Annotated in this window: 14 protein-coding genes; 4 read left to right on the forward strand and 10 right to left on the reverse strand. The window is 69.0% G+C overall.

All coding sequences use genetic code 11. From position 1 onward, the window contains the following. Positions 1–4: 4 nt before the first annotated feature. Positions 5–1,321, reverse strand: a complete 1,317-nt coding sequence (locus tag ABD212_RS09750; protein ID WP_344093880.1) for an ABC transporter substrate-binding protein — start codon at positions 1,319–1,321, stop codon at positions 5–7. Positions 1,322–1,626: 305 nt separating this feature from the next. On the opposite strand from ABD212_RS09750, the gene ABD212_RS09755 reads away from it, so the two are divergent. Both ABD212_RS09755 and ABD212_RS09760 read left to right on the forward strand, forming a co-directional pair. After that, a complete protein-coding gene (locus ABD212_RS09755) occupies positions 1,627–2,643 on the forward strand; it encodes a LacI family DNA-binding transcriptional regulator (protein ID WP_344093882.1) in 1,017 nt (338 codons plus the stop codon). Next, complete coding sequence (locus ABD212_RS09760; protein WP_344093884.1) at positions 2,640–3,641, forward strand: LacI family DNA-binding transcriptional regulator; 1,002 nt, start codon at positions 2,640–2,642, stop codon at positions 3,639–3,641. Before ABD212_RS09755 ends, ABD212_RS09760 begins: the two co-directional genes overlap by 4 nt. Positions 3,642–3,671: 30 nt before the next feature. Here the strand turns inward: ABD212_RS09760 and ABD212_RS09765 are convergent, their stop codons facing one another. Then, positions 3,672–4,502 carry a helix-turn-helix domain-containing protein gene (locus ABD212_RS09765; protein ID WP_344093887.1) on the reverse strand — a complete coding sequence of 277 codons (831 nt, stop codon included), beginning with the start codon at positions 4,500–4,502 and terminating at the stop codon, positions 3,672–3,674. A 70-nt stretch (positions 4,503–4,572) separates the two neighbouring features. Here ABD212_RS09765 and ABD212_RS09770 point away from each other — a divergent pair, with 70 nt between their 5' ends. Further along, positions 4,573–5,385: a phytanoyl-CoA dioxygenase family protein gene (locus ABD212_RS09770; protein ID WP_344093889.1), complete on the forward strand. Its 813-nt coding sequence runs from the start codon at positions 4,573–4,575 to the stop codon at positions 5,383–5,385. Positions 5,386–5,412: 27 nt separating this feature from the next. On the opposite strand, the gene ABD212_RS09775 is transcribed toward ABD212_RS09770, so the two are convergent. The 8 genes from ABD212_RS09775 to ABD212_RS09810 are packed head-to-tail and all read right to left on the reverse strand — an operon-like array spanning position 5,413 to position 13,891. After that, a complete protein-coding gene (locus ABD212_RS09775) occupies positions 5,413–6,678 on the reverse strand; it encodes an MGH1-like glycoside hydrolase domain-containing protein (RefSeq protein ID WP_344093891.1) in 1,266 nt (421 codons plus the stop codon). After that, on the reverse strand, positions 6,675–8,453 hold the full coding sequence (locus tag ABD212_RS09780; protein WP_344093893.1) for a D-apionate lactonase family protein: 1,779 nt from the start codon (positions 8,451–8,453) through the stop codon (positions 6,675–6,677). The genes ABD212_RS09775 and ABD212_RS09780 overlap by 4 nt, the downstream gene beginning before the upstream one ends. Before the next feature lies 1 nt (position 8,454). Then, a complete protein-coding gene (locus ABD212_RS09785) occupies positions 8,455–9,222 on the reverse strand; it encodes an SDR family NAD(P)-dependent oxidoreductase (RefSeq protein ID WP_344093895.1) in 768 nt (255 codons plus the stop codon). 9 nt (positions 9,223–9,231) lie between these two features. Next, a complete protein-coding gene (locus ABD212_RS09790) occupies positions 9,232–10,113 on the reverse strand; it encodes a phosphogluconate dehydrogenase C-terminal domain-containing protein (protein ID WP_344093898.1) in 882 nt (293 codons plus the stop codon). Then, the gene (locus ABD212_RS09795) at positions 10,110–10,904 is read right to left on the reverse strand and encodes a sugar phosphate isomerase/epimerase family protein (protein WP_344093901.1); all 795 of its coding nucleotides are present in this window, start codon (positions 10,902–10,904) and stop codon (positions 10,110–10,112) included. The genes ABD212_RS09790 and ABD212_RS09795 overlap by 4 nt, the downstream gene beginning before the upstream one ends. Continuing rightward, a complete protein-coding gene (locus ABD212_RS09800) occupies positions 10,901–11,674 on the reverse strand; it encodes a triose-phosphate isomerase family protein (protein ID WP_344093903.1) in 774 nt (257 codons plus the stop codon). Before ABD212_RS09800 ends, ABD212_RS09795 begins: the two co-directional genes overlap by 4 nt. Further along, the gene (locus ABD212_RS09805; protein WP_344093905.1) at positions 11,674–12,153 is read right to left on the reverse strand and encodes a ribose-5-phosphate isomerase; all 480 of its coding nucleotides are present in this window, start codon (positions 12,151–12,153) and stop codon (positions 11,674–11,676) included. Before ABD212_RS09805 ends, ABD212_RS09800 begins: the two co-directional genes overlap by 1 nt. 1 nt (position 12,154) lies before the next feature. After that, positions 12,155–13,891, reverse strand: coding sequence for a dihydroxyacetone kinase family protein (locus ABD212_RS09810; protein ID WP_344093907.1), 1,737 nt, complete (start codon positions 13,889–13,891; stop codon positions 12,155–12,157). A 127-nt stretch (positions 13,892–14,018) separates the two neighbouring features. On the opposite strand from ABD212_RS09810, the gene ABD212_RS09815 reads away from it, so the two are divergent. After that, positions 14,019–14,756: a FadR/GntR family transcriptional regulator gene (locus ABD212_RS09815; RefSeq protein ID WP_344093908.1), complete on the forward strand. Its 738-nt coding sequence runs from the start codon at positions 14,019–14,021 to the stop codon at positions 14,754–14,756. Positions 14,757–14,761 lie beyond the last annotated feature (5 nt).

Genomic DNA, 14,761 nt, shown 5'->3' on the forward strand with positions numbered 1-14,761 from the left:
CGGGTCAGCCTGCGTCGAGCGCGTCCTGAACGGACTTCATGAAGTCCTCGGGGGACATCTGGCCGGTCACCAGAAGCGCCGCGTTCGTCGACGAGATGGAGCTCGCCTTGGCGTTGAACAGGGCCTCGAACCACAGCACGCTGTCCTTCGACGAATCGATGGTCTGCTTGATCGTGGTCGAGATGGCGGGCAGCGAAATGCTGGTGTCATCCGCGACGAAACCGGTGATCTGGCCCTGCTTGAGGGCCTCGTTGCCGTAGTTCGTCGTGATGCACTTCAGCCAGTCCGCGACCTTCGGCGAATAGGTCGACGCGCCGAAAGTGGCGGGGAGACCGACGTTGGCGGGGTACTGGTCGATCGAGCCCTTGCCACCCGAGACTGCGGGGAACGGGAAGAATCCGACATTGTCGGCTCCGATCGCGTCGGTATCGCTGTTGATGTTGCCCAGCAGCCAGCTGCCCATGTAGATCATGGCGGCCTTGCCCGTGAGGAACTCGTTCGTGGCTGCGTCGTAGTCGAGGGATGCCACGTTGCTTCCGAAGTAGCCCTTGGCGCCGAGGTCGGCGATCTGCTTCGCGGCCGCGACATAGTCGGGGTCGGTGAGCTTGGCCTTGCCGTCGGCCACCTCACGCAGCGCGTCGGGGCCGAGGGTGCGGAACAGGTATCCGCTCACCAGCCGGGTGAGGGGCCAGCCCTGCTCGCCCGATGCGGAGAACGCCGTGAGGCCGGCAGCCTTGGCCTTCGCTGCGAGGGCCAGCAGGTCGTCCCAGGTCGCCGGAACCGCCCAGCCGTTGTCGGCGAAGATCTTCTTGTTGTAGAAGATGCCCTCGATGTTGTACTGGTAAGGCAGCATGTCGAACGAGCCGCCGTACAGCTTCTTGATCGTCGAGACGGCACCCTCCGAGACCTTGTCGCGGACGCCGAGGTCGGTCAGGGCCTTGTCGAAGTCGAGCAGGTAGCCCGCCTTGTTGAGCTTGGCTCCCTCGGCGGGGTTGCCGCCGGCCGAGAACATCGGCGGGAGTCCGTCCTGGCTGGCGAGGAGAGCGACCTTCGCGTCGAGGTCGGCCTGCGGGATGGAGCTGACCTCGAGCGGCAGGGCCGTGTTCTCGGCCTTGCACGCGCCCGTGGCGAGTGCCTGGAGAATCGGCTCCGTCGTGGTGTTCTCGGCGTTCTTCAGGAACTCGAACTTGGTCGGCTCGCTGGTTGCGCCTCCGCCTCCGCCGCCGCCGCCCGAACAGGCCGCGAGCACGAGCATGCCGACGCCGATGAGCGCCGCTCCGATGAACGGCTTCCGAAGACGCCGGTGGTGTGCTGTGGACACATTTCCTCCTTGAAAAGTGGGCGCCTCCATTGAGACGTTTCAATCGCGATGCTAGGTCAGACCCTCCGGCGCTGTCAAGACACCTCGATAACCAGTCTCGCGCGCTGTATCATCAAGGCTCTGCGCCAGTGGGGACAACAAGCGGGTTGCGGCATCCAAACCTTGAAACGTCACAAATCGGTAACGGTGTGTCGCGGCCGACGTCCACGCAGCCTCGGTCGGTTGAAACGTTCCGATGAGCCGACGGCGGACGCAGGCTGGGCTACAGTCATGTTCAATGCGATGCAGCTTGCGAGGAGGCAGGGATGGCGAGAGTCGGCATTCGCGAAGTCGCCGCGCACGCCGGCGTCGCCATCGGCACGGTCTCGCATTACCTCAATCACCCCGACAAGGTCTCGATCGAGAAGGCGGAGCGTATCCAGACCGCGATCGACGGCCTCGGCTTCGTGCCGAGCAACGCCGGGCGCCAGCTTCGGCTGGGTGTCAGCACCGTCATCGGCTACATCGCGCCCGATGTGAGCAACCCTCACTTCGCCGAGATCGCCGAGAGCGTCGAGCGACGCGCATCCGATCTCGGCGTGAGCGTCTTCCTGGCCAACTCCCATCGCAGCCGCGAGCGCGAGGACGCGTACCTCCGTGTCTTCGAGCAGCAGCAGGTGCGCGGGCTCATCGTGTCGTCGCACCTGCCGATCGAAGATCGCCTCGCAGCCGTGCGCGGCCGGGGGACCCCCTCGGTCCTGGTGGGACAGGCGGCGCGTTCGCCGGATCAGGCATCCGTCTCGCTCGACGATGTCAGCGGCGGTCGGCAGACGATCGAGCACCTGCTCAGCGTGGGATGCCGCCGGCTCGCGTTCGTCGGAGGTCCACTCGGGATCCCGCAGGTGGCGGATCGCCTCGCAGGTGCGAGTGAGGCGGCGGGTGAGAGCGGGAGCGCGACGCTCGAGGTCATCAACGCCCCTGATCGCACGATTCGGGGTGGACGCGAGGTAGCCGCCGCGATCCTCCGCCGATCGCCCGAGGTCCGACCGGAGGGCATCTTCGCGGTGAACGACCTGCTCGCTCTCGGAATCCTTCAGACGCTTTCGGCCGCTGGCCTGCGCGTGCCCGAAGAGATCGCGCTGGCAGGCTACGACGACAACGAGTTCGCTGAGGCATCTCTCATCCCGCTGACGACCGTCAAGGGTCGCCACGACGGTTTCGGCGTCGCCGTCGTCGATCTGCTCTTCGACGTGATGGAGCGCAAGTCGATCGCCGATCCACACCGCGTGTTCAAGCCCGAGCTGGTCGTGCGGGCGAGCACTCTCGGATTCGCGGGCCGATGACGGCCAACATCCGTGATGTCGCCGAGCGCGCAGGTGTATCCGTCGGCACCGTCTCGAACGTGCTCAACCACAACGAGCGAGTCTCTCCCGATGCCGCGAGTCGCGTGCGCGCGGCCATCGCCGACCTCGGCTACGTACGCAACGACGCTGCACGCCAGCTGCGCGCGGGGCGCAGCAGGACCGTCGGACTCGTGGTCCTCGATGTGCGCAACCCGTTCTTCACCGAGCTCGCCCGCGGGGCAGAGCGCGAGGCCGATCGGCACGGGCTGTCGGTGCTTCTGGCGAACAGCGACGAAGACATCGCGCGCGAATCACGATATCTCGCGCTGTTCGAACAGCAGCGGGTGCGCGGCATCCTGATCTCCCCTTATCAGCAGGCCGGCGCGCGACTGCGGGAACTGCGGGATCGCGGCATACCGTCGGTGCTGGTCGACCGGCGCAGCGAGGATGAGCTCTTCAGCTCGGTCTCGGTGGACGACGAGAACGGCGGCTATCTCGCGGCACGCCACCTTCTCGACATCGGTCGCCGCCGGATCCTGTACACCGGGGGACCGATCGACATGCGTCAGATCGACGATCGTCGACGCGGCGCTCGCCGCGCGGTCGATGAGACCGGCGCCGCGTCCCTCGAGATCCTGCCGGCTCGCGCTTCGCAGGTCGAGGATGGTCGGGCCGCCGGCCATGAGATCGCGTCCCGGCCGCCCTCGCACCGCCCTGACGCGGTGTTCTGCGCGAACGATCTCGTGGCTCTCGGCGTGCTGCAGTCGCTCGCGTCCCACGGCATCCGCGTCCCCGATGACGTGGCGCTCATCGGATTCGACGACATCGACTTCGCGGCGGCCGCGGTGGTGCCGCTGTCATCGGTTCGGCAGCCCAGCCTGCTCATGGGGGAGACCGCGCTGCGGATGCTGGTGGCCGAGACCGACGACGGCGAGCGACCCGCAGAGCAGGTGGTCTTCCAGCCCGAACTCGTCGTGCGTGCATCGACGGCGGGTTGACTCGCGGCGATCCCGTCGCGCGGATGCGTCTCATCCCGGAGGGGTCGCCGAGCGTCGCCGGTACGCCGTCGGGCTGAGTCCGTGCAGGTGCGAGAAGCGACGAGAGAAGTAGAGCGGATCGGCCCACCCGACATCCCGAGCGATCTCGCTCACCGCACGATCGGTGGAGTCCAGCAGCTGCGCGGCCCGCGTCAGGCGTTCGCGTTCCACGTAGCGCTGCGGCGGGATGCCGAGGGTGGCCGTGAACAGATGGGTCAGCCGTGACGGCGAGAGGGTGGCGACGCGCGCGAGCGCGTTGATGTCGAGGTCGCCGGCCAGGTCGGTGCCGATGTGCTCCATCACCCGAAGAAGCCTCTCGTCCATGCGACCGCGCAGCGGGTTCTGGGTGTCCAGCCACAGCAGGGCCGACTCGAGCGCGTTCACGGCGAACAGCTCGGACTGCGCGAGAGAGCCGATCGAGGATCGGGCGCAGGAGCGGAGCGCGCCGAGGACCCGGTGGCGCACTTCGCCGGGAACATGCAGGATGCCGACTCCTCCCGCCTGTCCGGGCCAGTCCAGGAGCGGCGCCCACTCCGTCCGCGGATGGAAGTGCGCGAACGCGAGGGACCATGAACGCGCGAACGTGCCGTAGTCGTGACGCTGCTGAGGACGCATGAGGACGGCGTCGCCGGCGACGGTGATGACATCGCCCGCCGTTCCGGCGACGCGGCCAGACCCGCCGACGGTGTAGATGAGCAGCCAGTCCGACGTTCCGTGCTCTCGCCACGTTGCGTACTCGGGGCCGTCCGTGAACTCGCCCGCCACGACGCGCACGACATGCGGATGCGGCGCCTCCCGGCGGAGCACCGGTGGGTCGGTCACAGCAGGATGATCCATATCATCGCCTGATCATGCCATGGCATTCGGACCTTTCGCAGACCAGAGTCGCCTCATGTCCATCGCGAACGCCTCCGCCCCGCCCCTGTCCCGCGACTTCGAAGAGCACGGTGTCGTGCAGGCGAAGGGCCTGCTGACCCCAGAAGAGGTCGCGGAGATCCGCGACGTCTTCATGGAGCAGGTCGAGAGGGATCGCACGGTGGGATACGCGGACAGCCTGTCTCCGGATGACGTGCTGGCCCGGTATCCGCGGTTCGTTCATCCGCATCGCCGCACCGACCTCGCGGTCGGCCGTCTCGCCCGGCACTGGATGCTCGATTCCCGCATCGTCGGGCCGGTGACCGAGATCATGGGGCCCGTGCATGCCGCCCAGTCGATGTTCTATTTCAAACCGCCGACCGCGCGCGGCCAGGCCCTGCACCAGGACAACATCTTCCTGCAGGCACATCCCGAGACCTGCATCGCCGCGTGGATCGCGATCGACGACTGCGACGCGGAGAACGGCGGGCTGAGGATCGTTCCGGATTCGCACCGCTACGAGATCGTGTGCCCGGATGAAGCCGACCCCGAGGAGTCGTTCACGAGCACCGCGATCACGCTCCCCGAGGGCATGTCGACGGTGCAGACCGAGCTCGCCGCCGGGGACGTGCTCTTCTTCCACGGCAGCCTGGTCCATGGCTCGGGACCGAACAGATCGGCGGACCGCTTCCGTCGGTCGCTGATCCTCCACTACGTTCCGGTCGACAGCACCGAGATCGCGAGGTTCTACAACCCGCTCCTGCGCCTCGATGGCAGCGAGGTCATGATCGCCGAGTCGGTCGATGGGGGAGCATGCGGCGAAGGATGGGCGCCTGCCGCACCCCACTGAACGAACCGGGCGCGCGGGTGCACCGCCTCAGAATTCGGTGACCATCGGCCGGCCCTCCAGATACGCGATGAGGTTCAGCACGAGGAAGTTCCAGTTCTGGAACCCCTTGGTCATGATGGGCTCCCCCGTGTCGGGATGGTAGAACTCGTGGAGCGCACCGGTCGCGTCGAGGTCACGGCCGAACAGGGCGACGGTCTCCTCGGCCAGCTCCCGGGCGTCATCGGCGAAGCCGTACTTGTCGAGGCCGCGGAAGACGAGGTAGTTGCTCACGCCCCACACCGGGCCGAGCCAGTTCGACGGATTGTTGGAGGCGCGCAGGCTGTACTGCTTCTCGAGCTTCGAGAGCGTCCGCACCCCGTAGTCTGCGCGGAACGTGCGGCGATCGAGATACCGCTCTCGCATCCGCTCGGCCTGTTCCGCAGTCGCGATCCCGGCCCACAGCGCAAGGAAGCTCGACCAGTTGTCGACACGGAGCAGCAGCGACGACCAAGTGCGGGGTGCACCGCTGTGCAGCCAGTCCTCCTCGTCGATCGCGCGCAGCGCAAGGTCGGCGCTGTAGAACGTGCCGTCGCGTTCGTCCCAGAGGTGCTCGCGCACCGCGTCGGCGAGATCTTCGGCGCGACCTCGCCATCGATTCGCCTCGGATGCGCGACCGGAGTCCTCGAGCAGCGACCCGTACGCGAGCAGCTCGCGGTACAGCAGCGAATTGAGGTAGATCGAGGCGCAGCTCCGATCCGGGCGGTAGAACACCGAGGGATCATTGTCGACGCCGACCGCGAAGTCCGTCTGCCAATAGGCGAGGCCCGTCGCGGCATCCACGTGGCTCTCGAGATAACGCTCGAGGAAGCGCTCGATGACGGGCAGGTCGTCGCGGATCCACTCGGCGCTGCCCTTGCGCCGCGTGAGCAGCGCTGCCTGCTGCGCGATCACGGGTTTGTGCATGTTCTGCGAGAACCCGCCGGCGCGACTCGGGTCGCCGTGCAGCATCGGACCGTCCGGCTTCAGCAGAATGGGCATGACGCCGTCCGCGTCGGTGTGCGCGAGGAAGTTGCGGATCACACCCTCCTCGTATGCGGCGAAACGCCCGGGCTCACCGGTGTCGGCCTCCACCTGCCCCAGTACGACGCTGACGAACCACGAGTCCCAGTCCCACAGCGTCGTCGAGTAGTAGGGCGAGTCGGGCGCACTCGGGACCGTGTAGGGATGCGTCAGGATGCCCGAGGGCTCCCGCATCATCTCGGCGGAGTGGTCGCGCACGAAGTCCTGCAGTAGGCGCATCCAGCGCTCGGTCATGATCGTTCCTCGGTGTTCAGGGGTCGGGTGGGGACGAGTCGTACGAAAGCTCCAGGCGCCACGGATGCCGCGACCTCGCCGTGGGGGGTGGTCACAGCCACCTCGCGCTCGCCGCGGCCGATGTTCGCGACGAGGACTCGGCTGCCGGCGGCCGAGTGCGCGCCGATGGCCCACAGCTCCCCGTCGGGACTGTCAGCCCACAGCAGGTCGCCCTCCAGTGCGGTCAGGGCCGAGATCGCTTCGAGTACCGGGAACGGATCCCCCGACGCGGAGCGGATGCCGCGAGGCCCCCACTCTTCGAAGAACGCCAGGCTCGCGACCCCCGGAACCGCCAGTGCGGCCGCGCTCGCGACCGTCCAGGCGGCCAGCTCGTCCGATGTCTGGCGGGAATCGACTGCCCCGGTGAACTGGGCGCCGTAGCCCTCGGAGAGGTCCTCGAGCTTCGGGCCGGGCTGCGACGCAGTGGCGACATCGTTGAACCGTGGTCGGAGCACGACCGGGCCGACGTGCACGTCGGCGCCGCCGGCATCCGTCACCGTCTGCTGCGCGACCAGCCGCTGCATTGCGACCGACTCCACCAGCTGTTCGGTGCCGAGCGCGTGGAAGAGCGGCGTGACGGTGACGGTCGTCCCGTCGAGATCGCCCGGAATGCGGTGCCGCTCGCGGTTGAGCTCGGTGAAGTGGGAACGTGCGCCGCCGACGACGGGGATGTCGATGCCCGCGGCGGCGAGTCCTGCGCGCAGCGCGGCGACAGCCGTGCGATCGGAGACATGCCGTGCCTCGCCCACCTGATGGAACGCGGCGGCGCGGATGACACGGACTCCGCGGAGCGCCTCGACGCCATCGGCGAGCGCGGCAGCTCGGTCCGGGTCGAGCAGGAACCGCACATCGAGGGGCTTCGCGCTGCGGGCCGCACGGGCGAGCGCCGCGCGCCAGTTCGAGCTCGCGAGATCGAGCTCGACCTGCACGAAGTCGCCGACCGATGGTGCTTCGGGCGCAGGCTCGGGCGCGGTAGACGCGCCGAGTCCGATCGCGGGGAACGCTCCTCCGGTGTGCAGCACGATGCGATCGCTCGTGGCACGTGGTTCGGCAGCGGCGGACTCACTGAAGCGAGCGCGGAAGGTCGCCGTCTGCGCGACGCGCCCACCCGCGGGCACCGGGTACGGGAAGGGCAGCGCGAGGGGACGACTGTAGGTCTTGAACGACGCGTCGGTCCAGTTGCGCTGATCCTCCATCTCGAAGACATCGCCGTCGAAGGCGACCGACACTTCGAGGCCATTCGCATGCCAGCCGAGGGCGGCGATGTCGAAGACCGGCTGGTGCGGGCTGATCGCGGTGGGGAACGCGGTCTGCTCGACCGAGCCGTCGGAGTGCGTGACGCGAAGGGTCGCACCAGCGACGAAAGGGGGGTGCAGCACGACGAGTCCGGTTCGATTCGTCGCGAAGCCGGTCTCGGATTCCAGGTCGGTGAACACGACGAGGCTTCTCGCGCGGGCTTCGACTCGCACGACCCCTCGAAAGCTCGATCCTAGGTCGTGCGAGCGCACGTGAAGCGTCAGCGTGGCATCGGTCTCGCGCACGTGGTCGACGAAGAGCGGTGCGGTGTCCCAGTTGCGATCTCGGACGACGGCGCGAACACTGCGTGCCACCAGCCTGCCCTCGAACGAGATGTCCGCGAATTCGTCTCCGCGACGCTCGAGGCTCCATGCTCCGCTGCGCCACACCGGATGCGGTGGACCCCACCACGTCGACGGTGCGGAAGGCGTATCGGGCATGTCAGAGGGTCGTCATCCCGCCGTCGACGGCGAACAGCGCGCCGGTGGCGAAGGCTCCGTCGTCGCTCGCGAGGTACACCATGATCCCCTCGACGTCGGCGGGACTGCCGGCGCGGCCGAGCGGGATGCGCCCGACGATTGCCGCGCGAGCCTCGGGATCGGAGGAGATCGCCGTGACGAGCGTCGTCTCGGTGTACCCGGGAACGACGGTGTTGACCCGGATGTTCCGGTCGGCGTAGGCGGCAGCGACCGTGCGCGCGAGGCCGTGGATGCCGGCCTTGGACGCGCTGTAGGCCGTGAAGTCGTGGCCTTCTCCGTTCAGTCCGGTCGGGCTGCCCGTCAGGATGATGGATCCGCCGCTGCGTCCGTCTTCCCGCGACAGCATCGACCGCACGGCGTGCTTCACCGTGAGGAACGTGCCGGTGAGGTTGATGTCGATCGTCCGCCGCCACACCTCGAGATCGAGGTCCGCGACCTTCGCGTCGTGCCCGAACAGCTGCACTCCCGCGTTCGCGACGACGACATCCGGCGCCCACCCCGCCGCCTCGAGGTCGGCGAACGCGGTCGCCACCGACTGCTCGTCCGAGATGTCGAGCACCGCTGCGCGTGCCGCATCGCCGATGGTCGCGACCGCGAGGGACGCGGCATCCGCGTCTCTGTCGGCGATGACGACACGCGCCCCCTCTCGGGCGAAGCGCTCCGCGACCGCGAGTCCGATGCCCGTCCCGGCGCCCGTGACGAGCGCGGTCTTTCCTTCGAGCCGTGTCATGTCGCCCTCTCAGCGCTCGATGTGGTCGAGGTGGAGCATCCGCGCGAGGTTCTTGTCGAGCTCGTCGTCGCGGAAGATCTTCTTCCAGTCCTCTTTGATGATGCTCTCGCGCCCGTAGTCCATCGCGATCAGGCACGCGTCGCTGAACGGGTTGTCACCGCGGAGCCCATTCGCGAGCGCGACCTGGGTGTGACCGTACAGGATGCTGCGGGCCGCCGCCTCGGGGACGCCCATGGTGTTCACGGCCTCGGAGAGAGCCTCGTTGAGGAGGGCGCCGATCATGCACGCGACGGTCTCGACGAGCGTCGGCTCGAGCTGGGCGAGCTGCTTGATCGTGACCCAGTGCACGTCGATGATCGGCGCGTAGATGGCGCGGACGGTGGCCTCGACGATCGCCTGCTTCGCGGCATCCTCGGATTCGATCGCGGCGATCGCGTCCTGGGGGGCGGCGATGCCGCCGAACGTGTCGGCCCACTCTTCGGGGGTCTGCCGCTGCAGGAAGATCGACGGGTGGCACGGGTGGGCGACGGCCTGGATGACGTCCTCGCGGGTCGTGAGGAGTCCGGCGTACGCGGCGGCGGGATCCAGCGTCAGCACGATCGAGCGGGGCTTCATCTGCGGCACCACCTGGGCGGTGACGGGGCCGAGGGCCAGGTCGGGGACGGCGAAGACGACGATGTCGGCGTCGGCGACGGCATCCGCCAGCTCGGTGACCTCGCGGCCGGCCTCGCGCGTGCGCTCCTGGCCGGCGGGCGAGTTCTCGACGTAGAAGACGGTGTGCGGCGTCCGCGCAAGGTTGTTCGAGACACGCATTCCCATCTTGCCGCCGGCGCCGAGGACGGCGATCGTGTAGGTCCCTGAGCCTGTCGAGGGGTCGGTGGTGATGCTCATGTCGTGCTCCTGAGGTATTCGAGGGTGGTGCGGGTCCAATCCCGCTCGGTTCGGACAGTGGTTTCGGGGTCGCCCTGCCAGGGCAGCCAGTGCTCGACGATCTCGTCGATGCCGCGTTCGCGGGGGCGGACCGTCTCGACCAGGTGGGGGTAGTCGTGCAGCCCGGTGCCCATCGGTGCGCCGCTGTAAGTGAATCCCACCCAGCCGTCCTGGCGCGCGAACGCGAAGTCCTTCACATGCACGTTCCTGGTGACGGGTGCGCACCGCTCCACGGCCGCACGCGGGGTCTCGAGCCGTGCGACGACGTTGGCGGGATCGAGGCAGATGCCGAGGTGGTCGGATCCGATCTGCTCGATGAGACCGACGAGGTCATCGGTCGCCACCTGCTCGTACGTCTCGAGAGCCAGGGTGACGCCGGCGCTCTCGTACGCGCGCAGGGCCGTGCGCAGCATCCGCTCGGCCTCGGGGAGGGACGGCCGCGACTCGGGCGCGTACAGCATGCTGCGGACAAGGCGGGCCTCGAAGACGGCGGCGCGCCGCAGGACGGTATCGAGGTGATCGGGCATCACCCCCTTGGTGCCGAGCTGGATGACGAGGCCGAGGTCGCGGGCGACCGCGGCCGCCTCGGCGGTCTCGCCGGCGCTCATGGTCAGAAGGGGCGCATAGTCGCAGATCTGGAAGAGCTCGACGCCCAGAGCGCGCGTGTCGCGGAAGGCGTCGATCAGCGACATCGGCTGGTCGACGCGGTCGGAGTGGCGCCAGAAGTAGGCGTAGGTGCCGAGGCCGATCACGTGGTCGCCTCCGACGTCCGGGACCTCGCATGCTCGGCGGCTTCATCCAGCACCGCGACGAGGTTGCCGACGTCGTGGGCGAAGCGTCCGAGGAAGAGGCCGTCCACGGCATCTCCCACCGCGGTCAGCAGGCCGGGGCCGGCGGACCCGCCGTAGATGACGAACGTGCCCGGACGATCCGCGACGGCGTCGCGCAGGGCCCGGGCCACGGTCGCGATGTGGGCGGCGGGCGCCGGTTCGGGCGCGCCGATCGCCCAGACCGGCTCGTAGGCCACGATCAGCGGACCGTCGGGCGCCCCGTCCAGGGCGTCGCGCAGCTGTGCCACGGTCCGGGTCGCGGCGTCGTCGGCTGCGAGCTGGTCCTCCTCGCCGATGCACAGCACCGGGCGAAGGCCGTTGCGGAGGACGGCGGCGGTCTTCGCGCGGACGACCTCGTCGGTCTCGGCGAACAGGCGGCGACGCTCGGCGTGGCCGATCTCGACGACGCCGACCCCCACCTCGGCGAGCTCCGCGGGGCTGACCTCGCCGGTGAAGGGTCCGAAGTCCTCGGATGCCGCATCCTGCGCGCCGACGATCGTGCGCGTGCCGTCGAACGCCTCGAGCGCCGCGCCGATCTGCAGGTAGGTCGGGATGACGAAGAACTCCACGCTCCCGTCGACGATCGCAGAGTGCCGCCCAGCGATCTCCGCGACGCGCGCGAACCACGTGCGAGCCTCACGATGCCCGAAGTACATCTTGAGGCTGACGCCGACGGTTGCGCGCGCGGTCATCAGCAGCTGCCGGTCTGCTCGTACTCGTCGATGGCGGCGACCTTGTCGGCGGAGGCGGATTCCGGATCGAAGCGGTAGGTCAGCCACTCCCGGGCGAGTCGGCGGGCGAGTTCGAGCCCGACGACGCGCTGACCCATGGTGAGCACCTGCGCGTTGTTGGACAGCACGCTGCGCTCGACCGAGTAGCTGTCGTGCGCGGTGACGGCGCGGATGCCGGACACCTTGTTCGCCGCGATGGCGACGCCGAGCCCCGTGCCGCAGACGAGCAGGGCGCGGTCGGCCTCGCCCTTCGCGACGAGCTCGGCCGCCGCCACCGCGATGCGGGGGTAGGACGTGTGGCCCTCGGCGTCGACTCCGACATCCACCACCGACGCGACGCCGGGATTCTGCTCGAGGTCGCGCTTGAGGATCTCCTTGTAGTCGAAGCCGGCGTCGTCGCAGCCCACGACGATGCGGAGCCGTTCGGGGAGTTCGGGCATGTCAGTTCCTTTCGTCCGGCGCATCGGCGAGAAGCGTGCCGATGGCGGTGGCGATGAGGGCGAGCGAGTGCGCGCCGGGATCAGGGGTGCCGAGGCTCTTCTCGGCGTGCGGGCGGGCACGGCCCATGCGGGGGAGGAGGTCGGCGGTGGCGGCCGCGGCGCGGGTCGCGGCATCCGCTGCCCCGGCCCATGCCGCGGACAGCGGCTCGCCCGTCTCCACTCCGCGGGTCAGCTCGGCGCTGAACGGCACAAGAGCGTCGACCATCGTCTTGTCCCCGACCTCGGCCTTCCCGTACGCCATGACACCTCGGGACGCGGCGGCCACTCCGGCGGCGACGGATTTCGCGTCCGGGCGATCCTCGTCGCCGATCGTCTCTCCGATGGAGCGCAGGATGACGCCCCATAGCGCGCCGGACGTCCCGCCGGCGCGGTCGGACCAGGCATCGGCCGCGTGCACGAGCACGGTGCCGGCGCCGGCACCGCGGTCGGCGGCGCTCTCCGCGGCGGCACGGGCGGCACGGGCGCCGCGCTGCATGCCGATGCCGTGGTCGCCGTCGCCGGCGATCTGGTCGAGGCGCCCGAGCTCATCGACGTGCGTGTCGATCGTCTCGGCTGTCACCGATACGACGAGGGCGGCAAGCGAGGCCGCGGCGCGCGATCCGTCGCCGGCGGTCGGGATGTCGGCGATCGCCTCCGCGGACGAGGTGGCATCATCACGTGCCGCGGCGATGACGGTCCCACGCCGGTAGGCGGGAGTGTCGACGGGCGTCTGCCACAGCCGCTCGAGCTCGTCGTCGAGCCAGAACAGCGTGAGCGAGGTTCCGGCCATGTCGAAGCTGGTGCAGTACTCGCCGACGTGCGGGTCGACGATGACAGCGCCCTCATCCGAGAGAAGCTCGGCGATCCGCCGGTAGATGACGAACATCTCCTCGTACTTGAGCGAGCCGAGGCCGTTGAGGATCGGCACCACTCGCGCATCGCGGGCCGTCTCGACACCCTCGGGAAGTTCGGCGAGCAGTCGTGAGACGAGGAGTTCGGCGAGGCCGTCGGCGGTGGGGATTTCGGTCTCGTCGATGCCGGGTTCGCCATGGATGCCGAGGCCGACCGCCATCCGGCCCTCGGGGACGCTGAACAGCGGTGCCTCTGCTCCGGGAAGCGTGCAGCCCGTGAACGCGACCCCGAACGAGCGGGTGCGCTCGTTGGCGAGCGCCGCGACGCGCGTCACTTCGCCGAGGTCGCCGCCCGCCTCCGCCGCGGCGGAGGCGATGCGGAACACGGTCAGATCGCCCGCGATGCCGCGCCGCTTGTGCTTCTCGGCCGGCGTCGCCGAGGAGATGTCGTCGGTGACCGTGACGGTCGTGCAGGCGATCCCGTCGGCGCGAAGCCGATCCTGGGCCGCGTCGAAGTTGAGCACGTCGCCGGCGTAGTTGCCATACGTGAAGAACACCCCGCCACCGTGCTCCGCCGCCTTGGCGACCGACACGATCTGCTGCGTCGACGGCGATGCGAAGAGGTTTCCCATCGCCGCGCCGTGCGCGAGGCCCTGACCGACGAGTCCGGCGAAGGCCGGGTAGTGTCCCGAGCCACCGCCGATCACGACGGCGACCTGGCCATCGGGCACCACGGTGCTGCGGACCACTCCGCCCGCGACGCGCCGGACGCACCGTCCGTTCGCCGCGACGAACCCGTCGATCATCTCGTCCGCGAAAGCGGAGGGATCGTTCCAAAGCCTCGTCATGCGCGGCTCGCCTCCTGGGGATCATCCTTGACTCGGCCGATGTCGGCTTCGACGGCCATGGCTATTCTGGCAAACCGGTTGACCAATTGCAAGCCCTCATTCCGATCGGACGCGCTAAGTTGATCGCATGCCCGCCTTTCCCGACGACCGCTCGGCCCAGATCTCGGCGGCCCTCGATCCGCTTCCGAGCGGAACCCCCGTGTCGGAGGTCGCCCGCCGTCTGCTGGACCTCTTCACGAGCGGATCGATCGCACCGGGCACGCGTCTCCCGCCCGAGCGCCACCTCGCCGCGACGCTCGGGGTCGGCCGGTCCGCCGTGCGTGAGGCGCTCGCGGCTCTCGAGATCCTCGGCATCGTGGACGTGCGTCCGGGCTCGGGGACGTACCTCCGTGGGACCGCGAGCGAACTGCTGCCGCAGACTCTCCGCTGGGGTCTGCTGATCGGCGAGAAACGCACGGACGAGCTGCTCGAGCTGCGTTCCGGGCTGGAGATCTATGTCGCCCGCCTCGCCGCGGGGCGCGCTGCGGCATCCGACCTGAGAGCCATCGCAGGTCCGCTGGATCGAATGCGAGCCGAGGTCTCGAACCTGAAAGCCTTCGCACGCGCCGATCTCGACTTCCACAATGCGCTCGCCGCCGCGGCGGGCAATGTGACGCTCGTCGATCTGCTCCATGTGGTGCGTGCGCTGCTGCAGGTCTATGCGGACCGCGCCGTGCACGACGAGGCCGAGGCGCGCATCGCGATCGCCGAGCATGATGCCGTCTATCGAGCGATCACTGATGAAGACGAGGATGCCGCCGCTTCTGCGATGGCGACCCACATGGCGACGGCATCCCAGCGCCTCGCCGCCGAAGCGACCAAGTGACGAGG

Origin of the sequence: Microbacterium deminutum, assembly GCF_039530205.1 — a bacterium.
Taxonomy (GTDB): domain Bacteria; phylum Actinomycetota; class Actinomycetes; order Actinomycetales; family Microbacteriaceae; genus Microbacterium; species Microbacterium deminutum.